This is a genomic window from Idiomarina sp., assembly GCF_048260185.1.
Taxonomy (GTDB): Bacteria; Pseudomonadota; Gammaproteobacteria; order Enterobacterales; family Alteromonadaceae; genus Idiomarina.
The window spans coordinates 1-16,872 of record NZ_JBLXHB010000003.1; the positions used below are offsets into that span (position 1 = coordinate 1).

Sequence of the window (16,872 nt, forward strand, 5' to 3'; positions counted from 1 at the left end):
GGGGCAGGATTCGAACCTGCGAAGGCTGAGCCGTCAGATTTACAGTCTGATCCCTTTGGCCACTCGGGAACCCCTCCCGTGTCTTGCAATTTAAATTGGTGCCGGCACCAAGAGTCGAACTCGGGACCTACTGATTACAAGTCAGTTGCTCTACCAACTGAGCTATGCCGGCACCACCGATTAGGTGGAGCGCATTCTATGGTACTAGATTTGATAGTGCAATAGGTGCGCGTAATTTTTTTAAGTTTTTTGTTCCGACTGGTCAGTTTTTATCTACTTCGAATAAAAACTGACCGTCTTTTAGTAACATACACTACTTTTTCTTACTGCCCAAACGGGTGACGTAAAACAATGGTTTCTTTACGATCAGGGCCGGTTGAGATGATATCTACCGGTACACCGGTTAACGCCTCGATACGAGCGATATAAGCTAAAGCTTCCGGCGGTAACTCTTTATGCTCGGTTATGCCAACAGTGCTTTGCTGCCAGCCAGGCATTGTTTCGTAAATAGGCTCTACCACTTCATAGTCTTCTGCAGACAACGGAGGATGCTCTGTAACACTGCCGTCGGAGAGCTGATAACCAATACAAATCTTTAATTCTTCAAGGCCGTCTAATACATCTAACTTAGTTAAGCAAAAGCCACTGATAGAGTTGATTTGTACAGCGCGCCGCATTGCCACCGCATCTATCCAGCCGGTACGGCGTTTACGACCCGTTGTTGCACCAAACTCATGGCCTTTTTCACCTAAATGCTGGCCCACTTCGCAATCAAGTTCAGTCGGGAACGGGCCACTACCTACGCGAGTGGTATAGGCTTTGACAATACCTAACACGTAATCAATATAACGAGGACCAAAGCCAGCTCCGGTTGCGACACCGCCAGCCGTTGTATTGGAAGAGGTCACATAAGGGTATGTACCGTGGTCGATATCCAGCAAGGTACCCTGCGCACCTTCAAACATGATTGACTCACCGTTTTTACGCGCTTTATCAAGTAAAGCCGGTACATCAATCACCATAGGCTTTAATACTTCCGCGAACTCTTCACATTGCTTCAGTACGGTATCGAAATCAATTGCATCAGCTTTGTAGTATTCAACTAAAGAGAAGTTGTGATAATCCACCAACTCTTTCAGCTTCTCACCAAAGCGTTTCATATCAAATAAGTCACCAACACGCAGACCACGACGGGCAACTTTGTCTTCATACGCAGGACCAATACCACGCCCCGTTGTACCAATAGCCTCGCTACCGCGCGCACGCTCACGTGCCTGGTCAAGAGCTATATGGAATGGCAGGATTAATGGACAAGCTTTACTGATACGCAAACGATCAGTCACTGGAACATTTCGAGCTTCCAGCATTGCCATTTCTTCCATCAGTGCTTCGGGTGACAAAACCACACCGTTGCCAATAACGCATTGAACATTTTTGCGCAAAATACCTGAAGGAATTAAATGCAGAACGGTTTTTTCACCGTCAATAACCAATGTGTGCCCAGCATTATGTCCGCCCTGATACCGCACAACCATAGTGGCTTTATCGGTTAACAGGTCAACAATTTTACCTTTGCCTTCGTCACCCCATTGGGTGCCTAGAATTACAACGTTCTGACTCATGATTGCCCCGCGTAAAAAAAATCGGAGCGATCTTACCTTTAATCGGAGGGTTTGTACATCGGAGGTGAGCGCCTGATGGTCACATCAGACGCTCGGTCATGATTACTCTTCGATTTTTCCCATCATATTTTGTAAATAACGGAAAAAGTCACTGTTCGCATCAAGCACTAACATATCATTGCCAGAACCGAAGGAACTGCCATAAGCTTCCATGCTGCGAATAAATGCAAAGAACTCTGCATCTTTCTGATAAGCATCAGCATAGATTTTCGCTGCCTGAGCATCACCTTCACCACGTAATTCACGTGACTGACGTTTTGCATCAGCAAGCATTACCGTTACACGCGCGTCAACATCGGCACGAATAAACTCAGCCTGTTCGCGACCTTCAGAGCGGTGTTCTGTTGCTACAGCCTGGCGCTCTGCACGCATACGCTGGTAAATCGACTGACTAACTTCTGTTGGCAAGTTAATTTGCATAACGCGAACGTCCAGCACTTCAACACCTAAATCGGAAGCACTTTCGGCGCCGCGAATTAATGCTTCACGCATCAACTCATCACGTTCACCAGAAACAATGTCAGAAATAGTCCGGTTACCAAATTCGCTACGCAGACCACTGTTAATACGACGAGTTAGCAGAGCTTCAGCCTGCAGGTAGTTACCGCCATTAGTACTCAGGTAGAAAGTAGAAAAGTCGTTAATACGCCACATTACATAGGTATCAACAATCAAATCTTTTTTCTCACTGGTGACAAAGCGGTCGGGATCACCGTCTAGTGTTTGCAGACGTGCATCCAGTCTTTTCACTTGTTCAATAAAAGGAATTTTAAAGTGTAAGCCTGGTTCGAAAACCATAGCTTCACCGGTTTCTGCGTTGCGCTCCACCTTACCGAACTGGATTAAGATAGCGCGTTCGCCTTCCTTAACCACATAAACGGAGGAAAGACCCAGAACGACCAAGACCACAACAATAATTGCGATTAGGTTTTTCATTAGTTTCGACCTCCGCTACGGTTACTGCTGCGCGTATTTTGTGTCTCTGTCCCACTGCTTGTGGAGTTGCCTGAAACGTTTTCAGGAACACGCGCCGGAGAGAATGTATCTGTACTGCGACCTTGCTTCTGAAGAAGTTTTTCAAGTGGCAAGTACATCATATTGTTACCACCTTCGACGTCGACCAGTACTTTAGGCGTTTTCGCATAAAGCTCCTGCAGAGTATCAAGATAGATACGCTGACGTGTGACTTCAGGTGCGTTTTGATATTGAGGCAGCAGCTCTTCAAAGCGAGCGACTTCACCCTGAGCTTCCAAAATAATTTGCTCACGATAAGCTTGCGCTTCCTGCAACATACGGCGTACCTGGCCTCGTGCCAGCGGTTCTACTTCGCGGGCATAAGCTTCCGCTTCACGAATGAATCGTTCTTCATCTTCCTGTGCCGAAATAGCGTCATCGAAAGCATCTTTAACCGCTTCCGGCGGACGCGCTGGCAGCAAGTTAATATCAACGACCTGCAACCCAACTGTATAAGGGTTCATGGTTTGTTCGAGCATATCCAGAGTATTAGCTCTGACTTCTTCACGGCCACGAGTCAAAACTTCATCCATGGTTGTGTGACCAACGACATAGCGTAATGCACTGTCTGTGGCACGCGAAAGTACACCATCAGCGTTTTGTACATTGAATAAGTACGAACGCGGATCAACAACGCGATACTGGACATCCAGTTCAACCCGAACCACGTTTTCATCCTGAGTCAGCATGTAGCCGTCGGTTTTGTCCGAGCGGATGTTGTTAACGTCGACATGTTCTACCGAGTCAATAAATACCGGACGCCAATGAAGTCCCGACTCAACCAGTGAGTGGAACTGACCGAAACGCAGTACAACGCCACGATCGGCTTCTTTTACTGTGTAAAAACCTGCGATAAACCAAACGATTAACGCAATAATTGCGATAATGCCGATGCCCTTACTGGGGATGCCGGAACTGCCCCCCGAACCACCGCCTTTCTTTCCACCAAAACCGAATTTGGAAAACAGTTTGCGAACTGCTTCGTCGAGATCAGGCGGCCCCTGATCCCGGCCACCTTGATTTTTCCATGGGTCACGGTCGTTGTTATTCCCGTTCCCCGGTTGATTCCAAGCCATTGAGTGCTCCAAGTTTTTTAAGAAAACTGTTGCTATAAAAAATTCTATTGCTGCACGACTAAGTCGTCCAGTTGATCGCCATAGGCCTTGTGTAAACGCTGCCAGTCTACCGATGACATGCGCACTTGCAATGCAAGTTCACCATTTTCGTTAACATCTTCCGATGTCACGCTATTCCAACGGTATAATGTACCACGTAATTTACCCATTGAGTGGGGGATTTTCAGAGTCAATTCGACCATCTGCGGGCCAAGTATCTGCCGTAAAGCCTCCAGTACTTCCTCAATGCCAAGATCTTGCTGCGCTGAAACCCAGACCCTTATTGGCCTTTGGTTGTCATCGTAATCAATTCGGGGCTCTGCCCCCTCTACTTGATCTATTTTATTACAAATAATTAACTGTGGTACATCGCCAGCATCAATTTCTTCCAAAACCTCAGCAACCTGATCAATATTATTTTGCTGCTGTTCGTCGCTGACATCAACCACATGTAACAATAAGTCGGCTTCCTGAGTCTCCTGAAGCGTTGCCTTAAACGCTGCAACCAGGTCATGAGGTAAGTGACGAATAAAACCAACGGTATCGGCCAGAATCACTTCACCAATATCTTCTACGGCAAGCTTTCTAAGGGTTGGGTCAAGCGTTGCGAATAGCTGATCAGCCGCGTAAACGCCAGCTTCCGTCAGGCGATTAAACAACGTCGACTTACCGGCGTTGGTATAACCCACCAGGGATACCGTGGGAATGTCCGCTTTTTTACGAGCCCGACGCCCCTGCTCCCGCTGCTTCTGGACTTTTTCCAAGCGCTTTAAGATATTTTTAATACGACCGCGAATTAAACGTCTATCGGTCTCGAGCTGGGTTTCCCCCGGCCCGCGTAAACCTATACCACCTTTTTGTCTCTCAAGGTGAGTCCAGCCTCGCACCAGTCGTGTCGATATATGACGCAGCTGTGCTAATTCAACCTGCAACTTACCTTCGTGGGTCCGTGCCCGCTGCGCAAAAATGTCGAGAATAAGACCCGTACGGTCTAACACCCGACACTTGCAAATGGCTTCCAGGTTTCGCTCTTGCGTTGGTGATAACGCGTGATTAAAGATAACAATGTTAGCGTCCAGCAGTTTTACCTGCTCGGCAATTTCTTCTGCCTTACCGCTACCAACAAAGTATCTGGGGGTTGGGGAGTTACGACTTGTGGTCATCACTCCCATAGTTTTCACGCCCGAAGAATCAGCTAAAAGTTGTAATTCGGAGAGATCTTCTCGGTCAACTTCTGCGGGTAAATCCACATGAACCAATATTGCGTAGTCGCCACCTTCATACCTATCGAACAAGTTGTTCAGACCTCTCTTTCACCATTAATCTTCTATTTCAGCCATATCTTCGCCAGCTTGTTGCGGCAAATAATTTTGAGGAATACGCGCAGGTACAACTGTTGAAATTGCATGCTTATATACCATTTGGCTAACCGTATTCTTTAATAAGACAACGAATTGATCAAAAGACTCAATTTGTCCCTGCAGTTTAATGCCATTAACTAAGTAAATAGATACTGGTATGCGCTCACGACGTAACGCATTTAAGAATGGGTCTTGTAAAGTTTGCCCCTTAGCCATCTTGGATTCCTTTTTATCGTTATTAATATCCAATGTGTAAATAGTAAGCTACAGCACTGCCAATTTGCAGTTCCCTGTAAAGACACACTAGACCAGTAAAGAATTTTTGCAATAAGAAAAACGTTAAGAATTACTCATTTAGTTCAGAATTGGATCTGCGGCCTTGGTCGTCTAATTTCAATCCTTAGTATTAAAAATCTTTGCGGGCTGCTGCATTGCTGTCATGACTTTCGCCTGCATATTGAGGTCGCCAGTTTCCAGCCAGTGCACTCCCGGCCAGCCCCGCAACCACGTCATTTGTCTTTTCGCCAGCTGTCGGGTCGCAATAATCCCGCGCTCCCGCATTTCATCGTAGCTTAGCTCTCCGGCGAGGTGTTGCCACATTTGGCGATAGCCAACACTGCGTATAGACGGAAGATCCGGATGCAAATCGGGTCTGGCAAACAAGGTTTCAACTTCTTCTTTAAAAGGTTGCGCCAGCATTTGGTCGAAACGCTGTTCTATACGCTGATGTAAAATTTGCCGTTCAACTGGCGCCACCGCAAACTGATAAATGGGTTTAGCTAACTGACCATGACGATCTCTGGTGAGTTCCGTCAGGGGTTTGCCCGCAATTTCATAAACCTCCAAAGCTCGCAGAATTCTCTGAGGATCGTTAGGGTGAATACGTTTTGCGCTTATGGGATCAACCTTTTGCAGCCGACTGTGCAATTCGGTTAAACCTTTCTCATGCAGTTCAGCGGCCAGTTTCTCACGCACGCTGGTATCGGACTCGGGCAAATGGGAAAGCCCTTCCAGCAGCGCCTTAAAATACAACATGGTGCCGCCAACCAACAAAGGTACCTTGCCACGTTGCTGAATATCATCAATTAAAGCCAGAGCATCTTTTTGGAAATCAGCCGCCGAATAGGTTTCGGCCGGGTCGCGAATATCCAGCAAATGATGAGGAACTAAGTTTTGCTCTTCGACGCTGGGTTTCGCGCTACCAATATCCATTCCCCGGTAAATTAACGCAGAATCGACAGAAATAATCTCACAGTCCAGTTGCTCACAAAGCGCCAGCGACAATGCAGTTTTCCCTGAAGCTGTAGGTCCATAAATCGCAATGACGGCGTCCTTACTATGCATTATTCTCTCCGGGTAACGGCAATTTTTGCAACGCTCCGGTGCTTTCAGCCAGTTGCGAACGCCACTGAATAAGCCAGTGCTCCGCCTGAGTCAGGCTGTACGACTCAAGACCAGCAAACTGTGCCAGCCATCGAGCCAGTTGTTCAGGCTCTGCGTCTTCGGTCAGTAATGTTAATAACTCGGTAAAACCGCTCACCACATTGCCCTGACGTAACATTTCCGGCATTTGTTCAATAATTGCCTGCTCACGCTGAATTTTATATACCACACCGCACTGGTTTAATTGCTGCTGCGGCCACTGGCTTGCAGGCCCCGGTAAATTTGCCAAACTGATTGCCACAGGAACCAGCAACGGCTGTCCGTTAAGTCCGTCCTGCAATTGCTGAGTAAGTTTTCTGCTAACACATTCAGTGTGAACTTTAGCCAAATTCAGCCAGGCCAGACTGTGCTCATTGCGAATAAGAGCATAAAAACCATTAAATACCGACAACACACGCCAGTTTTGTTCCGCTTTAAACTCTGCCTCTGGCTCGGTATTTAGCTGCGAGCCTCCACTACTATGACGAACCCTGGCGGCGTTTGGCAACAATGACCCCGATGCTTTTCTTTCGCCCAGAAAACTCGCACCTGACGCCCCTCGGGGGGAGTCCGGCGCGGCTCCTGATGAGCGCCCTTGCGAGCTGTAAGAATGCTGATGACTCATCGCAGGTTGTTCGTTTTCCGTGCTAACCAACTGGTTTAAAGCCTGTTCAATACGGGTCAGAATAAAGTCATGTACTTGTCGCTGGCGGTGAAAACGGACTTCATGCTTTGCCGGATGCACATTCACATCGACTTCGTCTGCGGGAAGGTCAAAATAGAGCACAAACGTCGGAATGCGCTCATTCGGCAAATATCTTTCATAGGCCTGACGTACCGCATGCGACAACAATTTATCGCGCATCATTCGGCCGTTGACAAAAAAGTGTTGAATATCCCCCTGATGCCGACAATGCTCCGGCGGGACTAGCCAGCCGCTTAGATGGAAATCACCATCAACTGCGTCAATTGCTGAAGCCTGCTCGGCAAATCCACCGCCGCAAATTTTTGCCAACCGTTGTAGCCGCTGTTTTTCAGTCTGTGCAGGAGGAAACGCTCTTACCGATTTGCCGTTGTGATTAAGCTGGAATCCAACGTCAAAACGGCTAAGCGCAATCCGTTTTATAACTTCATCTATGTGGCTGAATTCAGTTTTTTCTGTGCGTAAAAACTTGCGCCGGGCTGGCGTGTTAAAGAAGAGATCCTGTATATCGACGGTTGTGCCGTCCGGATGTGCAGCTGGCTCAACAGTCACTTGCATATCCCGACCCTCAGCCCACGCCTGCCAGGCCTCTTCCTGCTCTGGAGGCTTGGATATTAAGCGCAACCGCGACACCGAACTGATACTGGCCAGGGCTTCGCCCCGAAATCCCAGACTGCCAATATGCTCTAAATCTTCCAGGCTCTGAATTTTACTAGTGGCATGACGACTCAGTGCCAGTGTCAGCTCCTGCTTAACAATACCACCGCCGTTATCGCGAATTCGGATACGCTTACTACCGCCCTGCTCAATATCCAGAATTAATTGCGTAGCTCCGGCGTCTAATGCGTTCTCGACCAGCTCTTTCACCACCGACGAAGGGCGCTCGACCACTTCACCCGCAGCAATTTGGTTAGCGAGCTCTATCGGTAATTGTTGAATGGCCATCAGCGACTCGGGATTGTCAGTTTCTGACCAATTTTCAGACTGTTACTGGTCAGTTTATTTTCAGATTTTATAGCTTTCACTGTGGTGTTATATCGCTGAGCCAGCACCGACAAAGAATCGCCAGATTTCACCGTATAGCTAAAGCTGCTCTGGTTTGCCAGGTAAGTGTTGTCTATTGGGTTACTGACAAAATAACGACGAATACCATTATAAAGAGCCCGCGCCAGCTTTTGCTGATGAGCATTACTGGTTAACAGTTGCTCTTCCCTTGGGTTTGAAATAAAGCCGGTTTCCACCAACAAAGAGGGTTTATCCGGTGACTTTAACACCGCTAAACTCGCCGCCTGAGGGGTCTTCTTATGCATTTTGGTTACCGTCGACATTTCATCGATAATATGTTTTGCCGCCGTGTAAGCACCTGCGATGGAACTGTCCATTGACATGTCCAGCAAGGTTTCTGCCAAGTAGGGCTCGTGGCCGTTTTTACTCAGAATATCGGTAACTCCGCCAAGCAACTCCGATTGCTGCTCACGATTCTCGAGCCAGCGACCCACTTCAGAGTCTGCCCGGCGCTTCGATAAAACCCAGACTGAGCCACCGCTGGGTTGTGGTGTCCGGAATGCATCCGCGTGAATCGAAACAAAAAAATCGGCTTTGGCATCCCAGGCTTTTTGCGGTCGCTCATTAAGCCCAACATAGTAGTCACCGGTGCGAATCAAATACGCCTGCATACCCGGATCGTCGTTAATTAACTTAGCCAGAGCAGTAGCTATACGAATGACAACGTGTTTTTCATAGGTTCCGCGCGGACCAATAGAACCTGGGTCATCACCACCATGCCCGGCATCAATTGCTATCGTTACACGCCTGTCTTTCAGCTCTGAAACCGATTTTGCCGGTCCGCTGCGCTCTTTTGACTTACCGGGTAGATCAATCACCAGACGATCTTTATATGACTCGTTAGCCGGCAGGGTAAACAAGTTCGCATCGCTTTTGGAGTCCAGTTCAATGACAATACGGGTACTGTTGGCATTTTTAGGCGAACTTGTACGAATTTTATCGACCAGCAGCGATTCTTCGCCCAAATTCTCCAGGCCGGCTTTTAACGAGGTGTTGTTAAAATCAATAACCAGCCGGTAGGGCTTTTGCTGATACAAAGTAAAGTAAGAATAGTCGGGAGTGTCCGACAAGTCGAAAACCACCCGCGTTTTATCCGGAGATGGCCATACACGCACACTGTCTACACTGTTGTCGGCCCAGGCCCACAAAGGAGCACAGGCAAACAAAAACACCCAAAATCGCTTCATCATAATGTTTTAATTATTTTTTGTCCGGCTTCAGTTAGCGCACTGAAAGTTAGTTTACGACCCGTGCCAGCATACTCGATTCTTATCTCAATGTCCGCACCGGGAAGCCAACCATAGCCTTTATCGGGCCACTCTATAAAGTTTAACGTATCTTCAGAAAAATAATCACGAATTCCCATATATTCGAGCTCTTCCGGGTCGGCCAGTCGGTATAAATCGAAATGATGAATACGCCAGCCTTGCAACTGGTAGGGCTCGACAAGAGTATAGGTCGGGCTTTTCACTGCCCCTGAATGCCCCATAGCCTGAATAACACCGCGACAAAATGCCGTTTTACCAGCACCTAACTCACCTTCCAGATAAACCACTAAAGGGGCCTGTAAAACTTGTGAAAATTTCTTAGCAAGTGCTAACGTTTCCTCTTCGTTAGCCAGTTCACATTGGTGTACCTCAGCCATCGTCCCTTCCATATCCATTCACCAACTGTCGTATATGAGGCAACAGATCCGAAGCTAAGGTTCCCCTCTCACCATCTTTTCCTGCCTCTTCGCCCGCTATAGCATGCCATAGGCTACCTGCAATAAGCGCTTGTGCCGGAGCCATTCTTTGCGCTAATAAGCCCACGATTAGTCCGGTTAACAAGTCGCCCATACCACCGGAAGCCATTGCCGGAGAACCGCGGTCTATCAAACACCTTCCTCTGTCGGTTACCAGCAAAGACCCTGCACCTTTCAGTAATACCTGCGCACCGTATTTTTCGCGCAGTTTTGTTGCCGCAGCAAAACGATCCGACGCTATTTCGTCGGTCGTCATTTGCAGTAACCGTGCAGCTTCACCGGGGTGCGGAGTTAGTAATAATTTGGGCGAACGCACGGGGTTACTCGCTAATAAGTTTAAACCATCGGCATCAATAACTTTCAGCACATCGGTTTCCATCACTTGCGAAAAAATCTCCTGACTCCAGGAGCCTTGTCCCAGTCCGGGCCCCAAAGCAACAGCAGAAGCTTCTCGCAGCAGCGGCTCAAGAGAATCGGTTTCTTTTATGCCATGTACCATTGCTTCAGGCTGCGCTGCCGCAACAATTGCCTGCACCTGCGGATGACACGCCACTGACACTTTGCCCGCTCCCGCACGCAGCGCCGACTGCATTGCCAGTATGACAGCTCCGGACATACCCGGCTGGCCACCGACAATTAGCACATGCCCCTGTTCACCTTTGTGAGTGCAGCGTGAACGCGGCGCCAGCCAGCCACCAACCCGGCCGGCGTTGACTCTGAACCAGTCGGGTTCGTTATGCTGTTTAAACGCGCTGCCAATACCTAAATCTTCAAGTTTTAACTCGCCGGTATGCTCTTGAGCCTTCCCGGTCAGCAAGCCACGCTTTAACGCCACCAGACAGACGGTAAGATGAGCGCGAACCGCAGCACCGGGCACATGACCTGTATCAGCATTTAACCCCGACGGCACGTCCACTGAAACCACCGGCGTCGTGCTGCCATTCACTCGTTGAACCCAGCTTACCGGGTCACCCTCAAGCGCACGATTCAAACCCACACCGAATAAGGCATCAACCAGCACATCAAACTGCTCGGGCGAGCAATCCAATAAGGGCTTTTCACTACCACCTTGTTCACGCCACGCAGCGCGGGTTTTGTGCGCGTCAGACTCCATTGGTTCCGGCAATTCAACATTGGGTTTGAGCGCAAAAACTTGCACCTGATAGCCGGCCTTCTGAGCCAGCCGGGCGACAATATAGCCATCACCACCGTTATTGCCTTCACCACAACAGACCGCAATGCGTGCCGGTGCCGGAAAGTACGACTGCAGCTGAGAAAAAACTGCTTTCCCGGCCGCCGACATCAGTTGCGTCATGTTCATTGAACAGGCTTCAGCGGCTTTTTGTTCGCCCTGCTGTACTTGCTCAACGCGATAAAGACAATTGCTAAAACGGTTGCCGCCGGTGTCTGTCATAATGGTTCCCTACAATTTGTTTAGTCTGGCTTAAACACCCCAATGACCTGATCAAACTGACGCTGGCTACCACCACCCTGCTCTTTAGGTTCACTAAACCGGTGCTTACATTGCACGCACTCAACTTGTTCGGTATCGTTTTCGATGAAGAGCATGAGTGTGTCCATGGCATCGCATTTGGGGCAAACAGCCCCGGCAATAAATCGCTTCTTTTCTCTAGCCACAACAGCTCCTGTGTTAGAATTGTGAGCAGAACACGTCTATGATACCGCAGCTGAACAGCTGTACAAAATGAAGAGTAGTTTATGATCCGTGCTGAAGCTATCACCTTATTGCGTGGCGGTGATGTTTTATTTGAAGACAGTGACTTACAAGTATTCCCGGGACATCGCGTTGGCTTAGTCGGTCGCAATGGCTGTGGCAAATCGTCGTTATTTGCCCTGTTACGTGGTGAACTGAGTTCCGACAGCGGTAATATTCACCTGCCGGCAGACTGGCGCATTGCCAGCGTAGCGCAGGACACTCCGGCACTGGATAAGTCTGCTATCGACTACGTAATGGACGGTGACACCGAGTTTCGCCAACTGGAAGCACAACTCGCGCAAGCCGAGAGCGATAACAACGGCGAAGCTATTGCGCACTGTCACGACAAGCTGGCTTCCATCGGGGCTTATGATATTCAGCCCAGAACCGCCAGTTTAATGGCTGGCCTTGGTTTTACCCAGGAACAACTGCAACAGCCGGTAAAAGCCTTTTCCGGTGGTTGGCGTATGCGCCTGAATTTGGCACAAGTACTCATAGCCCGAGCCGACTTAATGCTGCTGGATGAGCCCACTAACCATCTGGACGTGGACGCCATTTTCTGGCTGGAAAGCTGGCTGAAGCAGTACGACGGAACCCTGCTATTGATATCGCACGACCGTGACTTTCTCGACTCGGTCACTACCGACATTACGCACATTGAGCATAAAAAACTCAACAGCTACCGCGGTAACTACTCGCAGTTCGAACGACAGCGCGCAGAACACATGGCTCAGCAACAAAGTGAGTACGAAAAAGCTCAGGTTATGCGTCAGCACTTACAGGCTTACGTTGACCGTTTTCGCTATAAAGCGAGCAAAGCCAAACAAGCACAGAGCCGTTTAAAAGCTATTGAGAAGCTGCCTAACCAGGCGCCACTGCGCGCCGAAAGTGGTATCGACTTTCACTTTTTAACACCAGAGAAACTGCCGAATCCGCTGCTAACGCTGCGCGACGCCAAAGCGGGCTATGGTGACACCACCATTCTTGAGCAGATTAAGCTAAATTTGGTGCCAGGAACCCGGTTAGGCTTGCTTGGCCGAAACGGCGCCGGTAAATCAACGCTGATTAAACTGCTGGCGGGGGAATTGGAACCTATGGCTGGCGAGCGGTTAGTTAACCCTGGTCTCAGCATTGGTTATTTTGCTCAGCATCAGCTAGAAACTCTGGACTTGGCAGCCTCAGCTCTGTTGCACTTGCAGCGCATAGATAAGCAAGCGACTGAACAAAAGTTACGTGACTTTTTAGGTAACTTTGGTTTTTCCGGTGATCAGGCCACACGGTCGGTCGAACCCATGTCCGGTGGGGAAAAAGCCCGATTGGCATTAGCGCTCATTATTTATCAGCGTCCTAACCTGTTACTGCTGGATGAGCCAACCAACCACCTGGATCTTGGCTTGCGTGACGCACTGGTTGCGGCTTTGCAGGAATACGAAGGCGCGTTAATTGTGGTTTCGCACGACAGACATTTACTGCGTACTACGGTAGATGAATTTTGTCTGGTTGCCGACGGCAAAGCAGAAACCTTCGACGGCGATTTAGATGCCTATCACGACTGGCTACAACTACAGGCCGCTAATGACAAGCGCAGCGAGCAACCCGCCACTCGCCAGCGCGACGATCGCAAGCAGCAGAAACGCAAAGAAGCTGAAGCTCGGCAAAAAACCAAGCCTTTACGCCAGCAAATAGAGAAGGCAGAAAAGAATATTCATGCTCTGGAACTGACCCTAGCCGATATTCACGAAAAATTAAGTGACAGTAGTCTCTATGACGAAGCCAATAAAGCCAAATTGCAAAAGCTATTAGACCAGCAGGCACAGGCGCAAAAAGATCTGCAACAACAGGAAAACCTCTGGATGACAGCAGAAGAAGAACTGGCAGAATTAACAGAAGAGTTGCAGCAAGCGGAGGATAAATGATCATTCCCTGGCAGGAAATTGATCAGGAAACCCTGAACAATTTAATGGAATCTATTGTACTGCGCGAAGGAACCGATTACGGCAGTCAGGAGCTCAGCTTTGAAACGAAAGTGGAGCAACTGAAGCAACGCCTGAAGTCCGGCGAAGCCGTCATTGTTTACTCCGAGCTGCATGAAAGTGTCGATGTAGTCAACAAAGACAGTGTTACCGGAAACGAGCCTGACGGGCAATAAAGACTTCTTCCCAGGGAACGCTTTGGTCGCCCAAAACCAGAAAGTTAGGGTTCAGCAGGCTAACCGTGCGGTTGTAGGTAATGGGCTCAAAGTTCTCATTCACTATGCGACCGCCAGCTTCTCCTACAATAACTTGCGATGCAGCGGTATCCCATTCTCCGGTAGGTCCCAGACGTAAAAAACAATCGGCTTTGCCCTCGGCAATAAAACAGGCTTTTAGTGAACAGCTACCCGTTGGTAAAGGCTGAATATCACGTTTTGTCTGCAAACGATTAAACACAGGCTCTCGTGCCTGTTGGCGACTTATTGCAATAATAATAGGGTCAGCCTGAGGGTCACTAAACTTGCGCACGCTTATGGACTGCTTTTCGTTCTCTTTTTGTTTAAAGGCGCCAGCGCCTTTGCGAGCATAGTAAAGCGTTTCGCCGACCGGCCAGAAAATAACGCCAATGACAGGTTCGTTGTTTTCTACGTAAGCAATGTTGACCGCAAAGTCCCCGGAGCGGGAAATAAACTCCTGAGTACCATCTATCGGGTCAATAATAAAATAAGCCTTCCATTGACGGCGCTCATTATAGTCCTGGTGTTCGCTTTCTTCAGAAATAACCGGAATCTCAGGGAATGACTGCTTGAGTCGATCTTCTATTAGCTCGCTGGCAACAAGATCGGCGGTAGTCACTGGAGAATCGTCTTTTTTCTCGGCGGTTTTATAGTCATGCCGCTCGTACATTGACAAAATAACGCCACCTGCCTCGCAGGCTATTTCCTTCAGTCTCTCCAGCATTGTCTCTGCCACTACTGTGCCTCACTCAAATTACGCAAAAGCATTAAAAGCGCCGCAACACTGCGCGCTTCAGAAAAGTCGGGTTGAGCCAGCAGGTTGTCAATATCGTCTAATGGCCAGGTCACTTTTTCCAGTGGCTCAGGTTCGTCGCCCGGCAAGCTTTCGGGGTATAAGTCGCGAGCTACGAAAACACTCATTTTGGCAGAAAAAAACTGAGGCGCGAGAGACACTTCCATTAAGAATTCAAGTTGACGGCTGCCGTAACCGACTTCTTCTTTTAATTCGCGCTGAGCGGCTTCTTCCGGGGTTTCACCCGGGTCAATCAGGCCTTTGGGGAAACCTAATTGATAATCGTGAAGGCCTGCTGCGTATTCCCGAATCAGTAACAAAGTTTCTTCATCCAGGCAGGGAACAATCATAACAGCGCCGCGACCGCTGCCTTTCATGCGCTCAAACTGACGCTGCTCACCATTGCTAAATTTAAGATCGACGGCCTCAATACGCATTAAGCGGCTTTGCGCTACGACGCGACGGGCCAGAATTTGCGGGACTTGTTTTTCTTTACTCATACAACGGTTCCAAGTCATTGTCTCTCTTTACTATAACGACTCTGCGCACAGAAAACAGTGTCAATTTACGCTTTTCTTATACAGTGCTACTATCTAAAGCCCGTACACCGGTAGTGAAGCGAGTAATATGACTGCAATAAAGCCTGAAACCGAAACAGAATTCGATGTCGTTGTCATCGGTACTGGTCCCGGCGGCGAAGGCGCTGCCATGCAATTGGCCAAAAGCGGCTACAACGTTGCCATAGTAGAAAAACATAAAGCCCTTGGTGGCGGTTGCACGCATTGGGGAACCATTCCGTCCAAAGCCTTGCGACACTCCGTCAGTCGTCTAATTGAATACAATAATAATCCATTGTTTTCCGGGCCTGGCTGGCAGAGCGGTATGACTTTCAGTCACATCTTGCACTATGCAGAATCGGTTATTCGTAAACAGGTGAAATTACGCAGTTCGTTTTACGACCGTAACGACGTTACTGTGGTGCACGGTACCGCGTCTTTTTTGGATAAAAACCGTATTAGGGTCACTAAACTGGACGGCTCTGTCGATGACTTGATCACAAAACATGTCGTTATCGCTACGGGGTCGCGCCCATACAACCCGAAAGACGTCGACTTTTCGCATCCGCGAATTTACGACTCAGACAAAGTACTGTCCTTGTCTCATGAGCCCAAAACCATTCTGATATACGGTGCAGGTGTGGTAGGCAGCGAATACGCCAGTATTTTCCGGGGTATGGGCGTGAAAGTGGACTTAATAAACCAACGTGAACGACTACTTTCTTTTCTGGACGCTGAAATTTCAGATGCGTTGAGTTATCACTTGCGCAACAGTGGCGTTGTCATTCGTCACAATGAAGAGTACGAAAGCATTACCGGGCATGATGACAAAGTGGTGCTGAAAACCAAGTCCGGTAAGACCATGGCTGCCGACTGTCTGCTTTTTGCTAATGGCCGTTCCGGTAACATTGAACAGCTTGACTGCCAGGCGGTGGGGCTTGAACCCAACTATCGCGGCCAACTGGAGGTCAATGAAAACTACCAGACCAGTGTCGATAATATTTATGCAGTTGGCGACATTATTGGTTACCCCAGTTTAGCCAGCGCAGCATACGATCAGGGGCGGATCTGTGCTTCCGCTATTATTAACGGTAATTGCGACAAAGCACTTATCAGCGATATTCCTACCGGTATTTACACCATTCCGGAAATTAGCTCGGTTGGTAAAGCCGAAGAAGAACTGACTGAAATGAAAGTGCCTTATGAGGTTGGCCGTGCGCAGTTTAAGCACCTTGCGCGGGCGCAAATCTCCGGTGCCGATGTGGGCTGCCTGAAGTTGTTATTCCACCGGGAAACGCGCGAGCTGCTGGGGCTTCATTGTTTTGGCGAGCGAGCTTCAGAAATTATCCACATTGGTCAGGCTATTATGGAGCAGAAAAACGGTGGTAACACCATCGACTACTTCGTCAACACCACCTTTAACTATCCGACCATGGCGGAAGCCTACCGTGTTGCGGCTCTTAACGGTATTAACCGCCTGTTGCTATAAT

16 protein-coding genes and 1 tRNA gene are annotated in these 16,872 nt (G+C 48.7%); 3 read left to right on the forward strand and 14 right to left on the reverse strand.

Annotated elements, in window-relative coordinates; translation table 11 throughout:
* Positions 1-96: 96 nt before the first annotated feature.
* The 12 genes from ACN0RF_RS07625 to ACN0RF_RS07680 form a co-directional block, all read right to left on the reverse strand.
* Positions 97-172, reverse strand: a tRNA-Thr gene (locus tag ACN0RF_RS07625).
* Positions 173-323: 151 nt separating this feature from the next.
* Entirely contained in the window at positions 324-1,622 is a 1,299-nt protein-coding gene (locus ACN0RF_RS07630) for an adenylosuccinate synthase (RefSeq protein ID WP_417438566.1), read from the reverse strand.
* 102 nt (positions 1,623-1,724) lie between these two features.
* On the reverse strand, positions 1,725-2,618 hold the full coding sequence (hflC, locus tag ACN0RF_RS07635; protein ID WP_417438567.1) for a protease modulator HflC: 894 nt from the start codon (positions 2,616-2,618) through the stop codon (positions 1,725-1,727).
* Positions 2,618-3,772 (reverse strand): FtsH protease activity modulator HflK, encoded by a 1,155-nt coding sequence (hflK, locus tag ACN0RF_RS07640; RefSeq protein ID WP_417438568.1) that lies wholly within the window; start codon positions 3,770-3,772, stop codon positions 2,618-2,620. Before hflK ends, hflC begins: the two co-directional genes overlap by 1 nt.
* 44 nt (positions 3,773-3,816) lie before the next feature.
* Complete coding sequence (gene hflX, locus ACN0RF_RS07645) at positions 3,817-5,106, reverse strand: ribosome rescue GTPase HflX (protein ID WP_034818792.1); 1,290 nt, start codon at positions 5,104-5,106, stop codon at positions 3,817-3,819.
* A 24-nt stretch (positions 5,107-5,130) separates the two neighbouring features.
* Complete coding sequence (hfq, locus tag ACN0RF_RS07650) at positions 5,131-5,388, reverse strand: RNA chaperone Hfq (protein WP_011233595.1); 258 nt, start codon at positions 5,386-5,388, stop codon at positions 5,131-5,133.
* A gap of 177 nt (positions 5,389-5,565) precedes the next feature.
* Positions 5,566-6,516 (reverse strand): tRNA (adenosine(37)-N6)-dimethylallyltransferase MiaA, encoded by a 951-nt coding sequence (gene miaA / locus ACN0RF_RS07655; protein ID WP_417438569.1) that lies wholly within the window; start codon positions 6,514-6,516, stop codon positions 5,566-5,568.
* On the reverse strand, positions 6,509-8,242 hold the full coding sequence (gene mutL / locus ACN0RF_RS07660; RefSeq protein ID WP_417438570.1) for a DNA mismatch repair endonuclease MutL: 1,734 nt from the start codon (positions 8,240-8,242) through the stop codon (positions 6,509-6,511). The genes miaA and mutL overlap by 8 nt, the downstream gene beginning before the upstream one ends.
* Entirely contained in the window at positions 8,242-9,552 is a 1,311-nt protein-coding gene (locus ACN0RF_RS07665; RefSeq protein ID WP_417438571.1) for an N-acetylmuramoyl-L-alanine amidase, read from the reverse strand. The genes mutL and ACN0RF_RS07665 overlap by 1 nt, the downstream gene beginning before the upstream one ends.
* Positions 9,549-10,007, reverse strand: coding sequence for a tRNA (adenosine(37)-N6)-threonylcarbamoyltransferase complex ATPase subunit type 1 TsaE (gene tsaE / locus ACN0RF_RS07670; RefSeq protein WP_011233591.1), 459 nt, complete (start codon positions 10,005-10,007; stop codon positions 9,549-9,551). Before tsaE ends, ACN0RF_RS07665 begins: the two co-directional genes overlap by 4 nt.
* Positions 10,000-11,520, reverse strand: a complete 1,521-nt coding sequence (locus tag ACN0RF_RS07675) for an NAD(P)H-hydrate dehydratase (protein WP_417438572.1) — start codon at positions 11,518-11,520, stop codon at positions 10,000-10,002. Before ACN0RF_RS07675 ends, tsaE begins: the two co-directional genes overlap by 8 nt.
* A 20-nt stretch (positions 11,521-11,540) precedes the next feature.
* Positions 11,541-11,744: a YheV family putative zinc ribbon protein gene (locus ACN0RF_RS07680; protein WP_011233589.1), complete on the reverse strand. Its 204-nt coding sequence runs from the start codon at positions 11,742-11,744 to the stop codon at positions 11,541-11,543.
* 81 nt (positions 11,745-11,825) lie between these two features.
* Here ACN0RF_RS07680 and ACN0RF_RS07685 point away from each other — a divergent pair, with 81 nt between their 5' ends.
* Both ACN0RF_RS07685 and ACN0RF_RS07690 read left to right on the forward strand, forming a co-directional pair.
* Positions 11,826-13,739 carry an ATP-binding cassette domain-containing protein gene (locus ACN0RF_RS07685; protein ID WP_417438573.1) on the forward strand — a complete coding sequence of 638 codons (1,914 nt, stop codon included), beginning with the start codon at positions 11,826-11,828 and terminating at the stop codon, positions 13,737-13,739.
* Positions 13,736-13,972, forward strand: coding sequence for a YheU family protein (locus ACN0RF_RS07690; RefSeq protein WP_011233587.1), 237 nt, complete (start codon positions 13,736-13,738; stop codon positions 13,970-13,972). Before ACN0RF_RS07685 ends, ACN0RF_RS07690 begins: the two co-directional genes overlap by 4 nt.
* Here ACN0RF_RS07690 and cysQ read toward each other — a convergent pair.
* Positions 13,944-14,756: a 3'(2'),5'-bisphosphate nucleotidase CysQ gene (gene cysQ, locus ACN0RF_RS07695; RefSeq protein WP_417438797.1), complete on the reverse strand. Its 813-nt coding sequence runs from the start codon at positions 14,754-14,756 to the stop codon at positions 13,944-13,946. The two genes, ACN0RF_RS07690 and cysQ, sit on opposite strands and share 29 nt — an antisense overlap.
* A gap of 11 nt (positions 14,757-14,767) precedes the next feature.
* On the reverse strand, positions 14,768-15,325 hold the full coding sequence (gene nudE, locus ACN0RF_RS07700) for an ADP compounds hydrolase NudE (protein WP_417438574.1): 558 nt from the start codon (positions 15,323-15,325) through the stop codon (positions 14,768-14,770).
* A gap of 127 nt (positions 15,326-15,452) precedes the next feature.
* Here nudE and sthA point away from each other — a divergent pair, with 127 nt between their 5' ends.
* On the forward strand, positions 15,453-16,871 hold the full coding sequence (sthA, locus tag ACN0RF_RS07705) for a Si-specific NAD(P)(+) transhydrogenase (RefSeq protein WP_417438575.1): 1,419 nt from the start codon (positions 15,453-15,455) through the stop codon (positions 16,869-16,871).
* Position 16,872 lies beyond the last annotated feature (1 nt).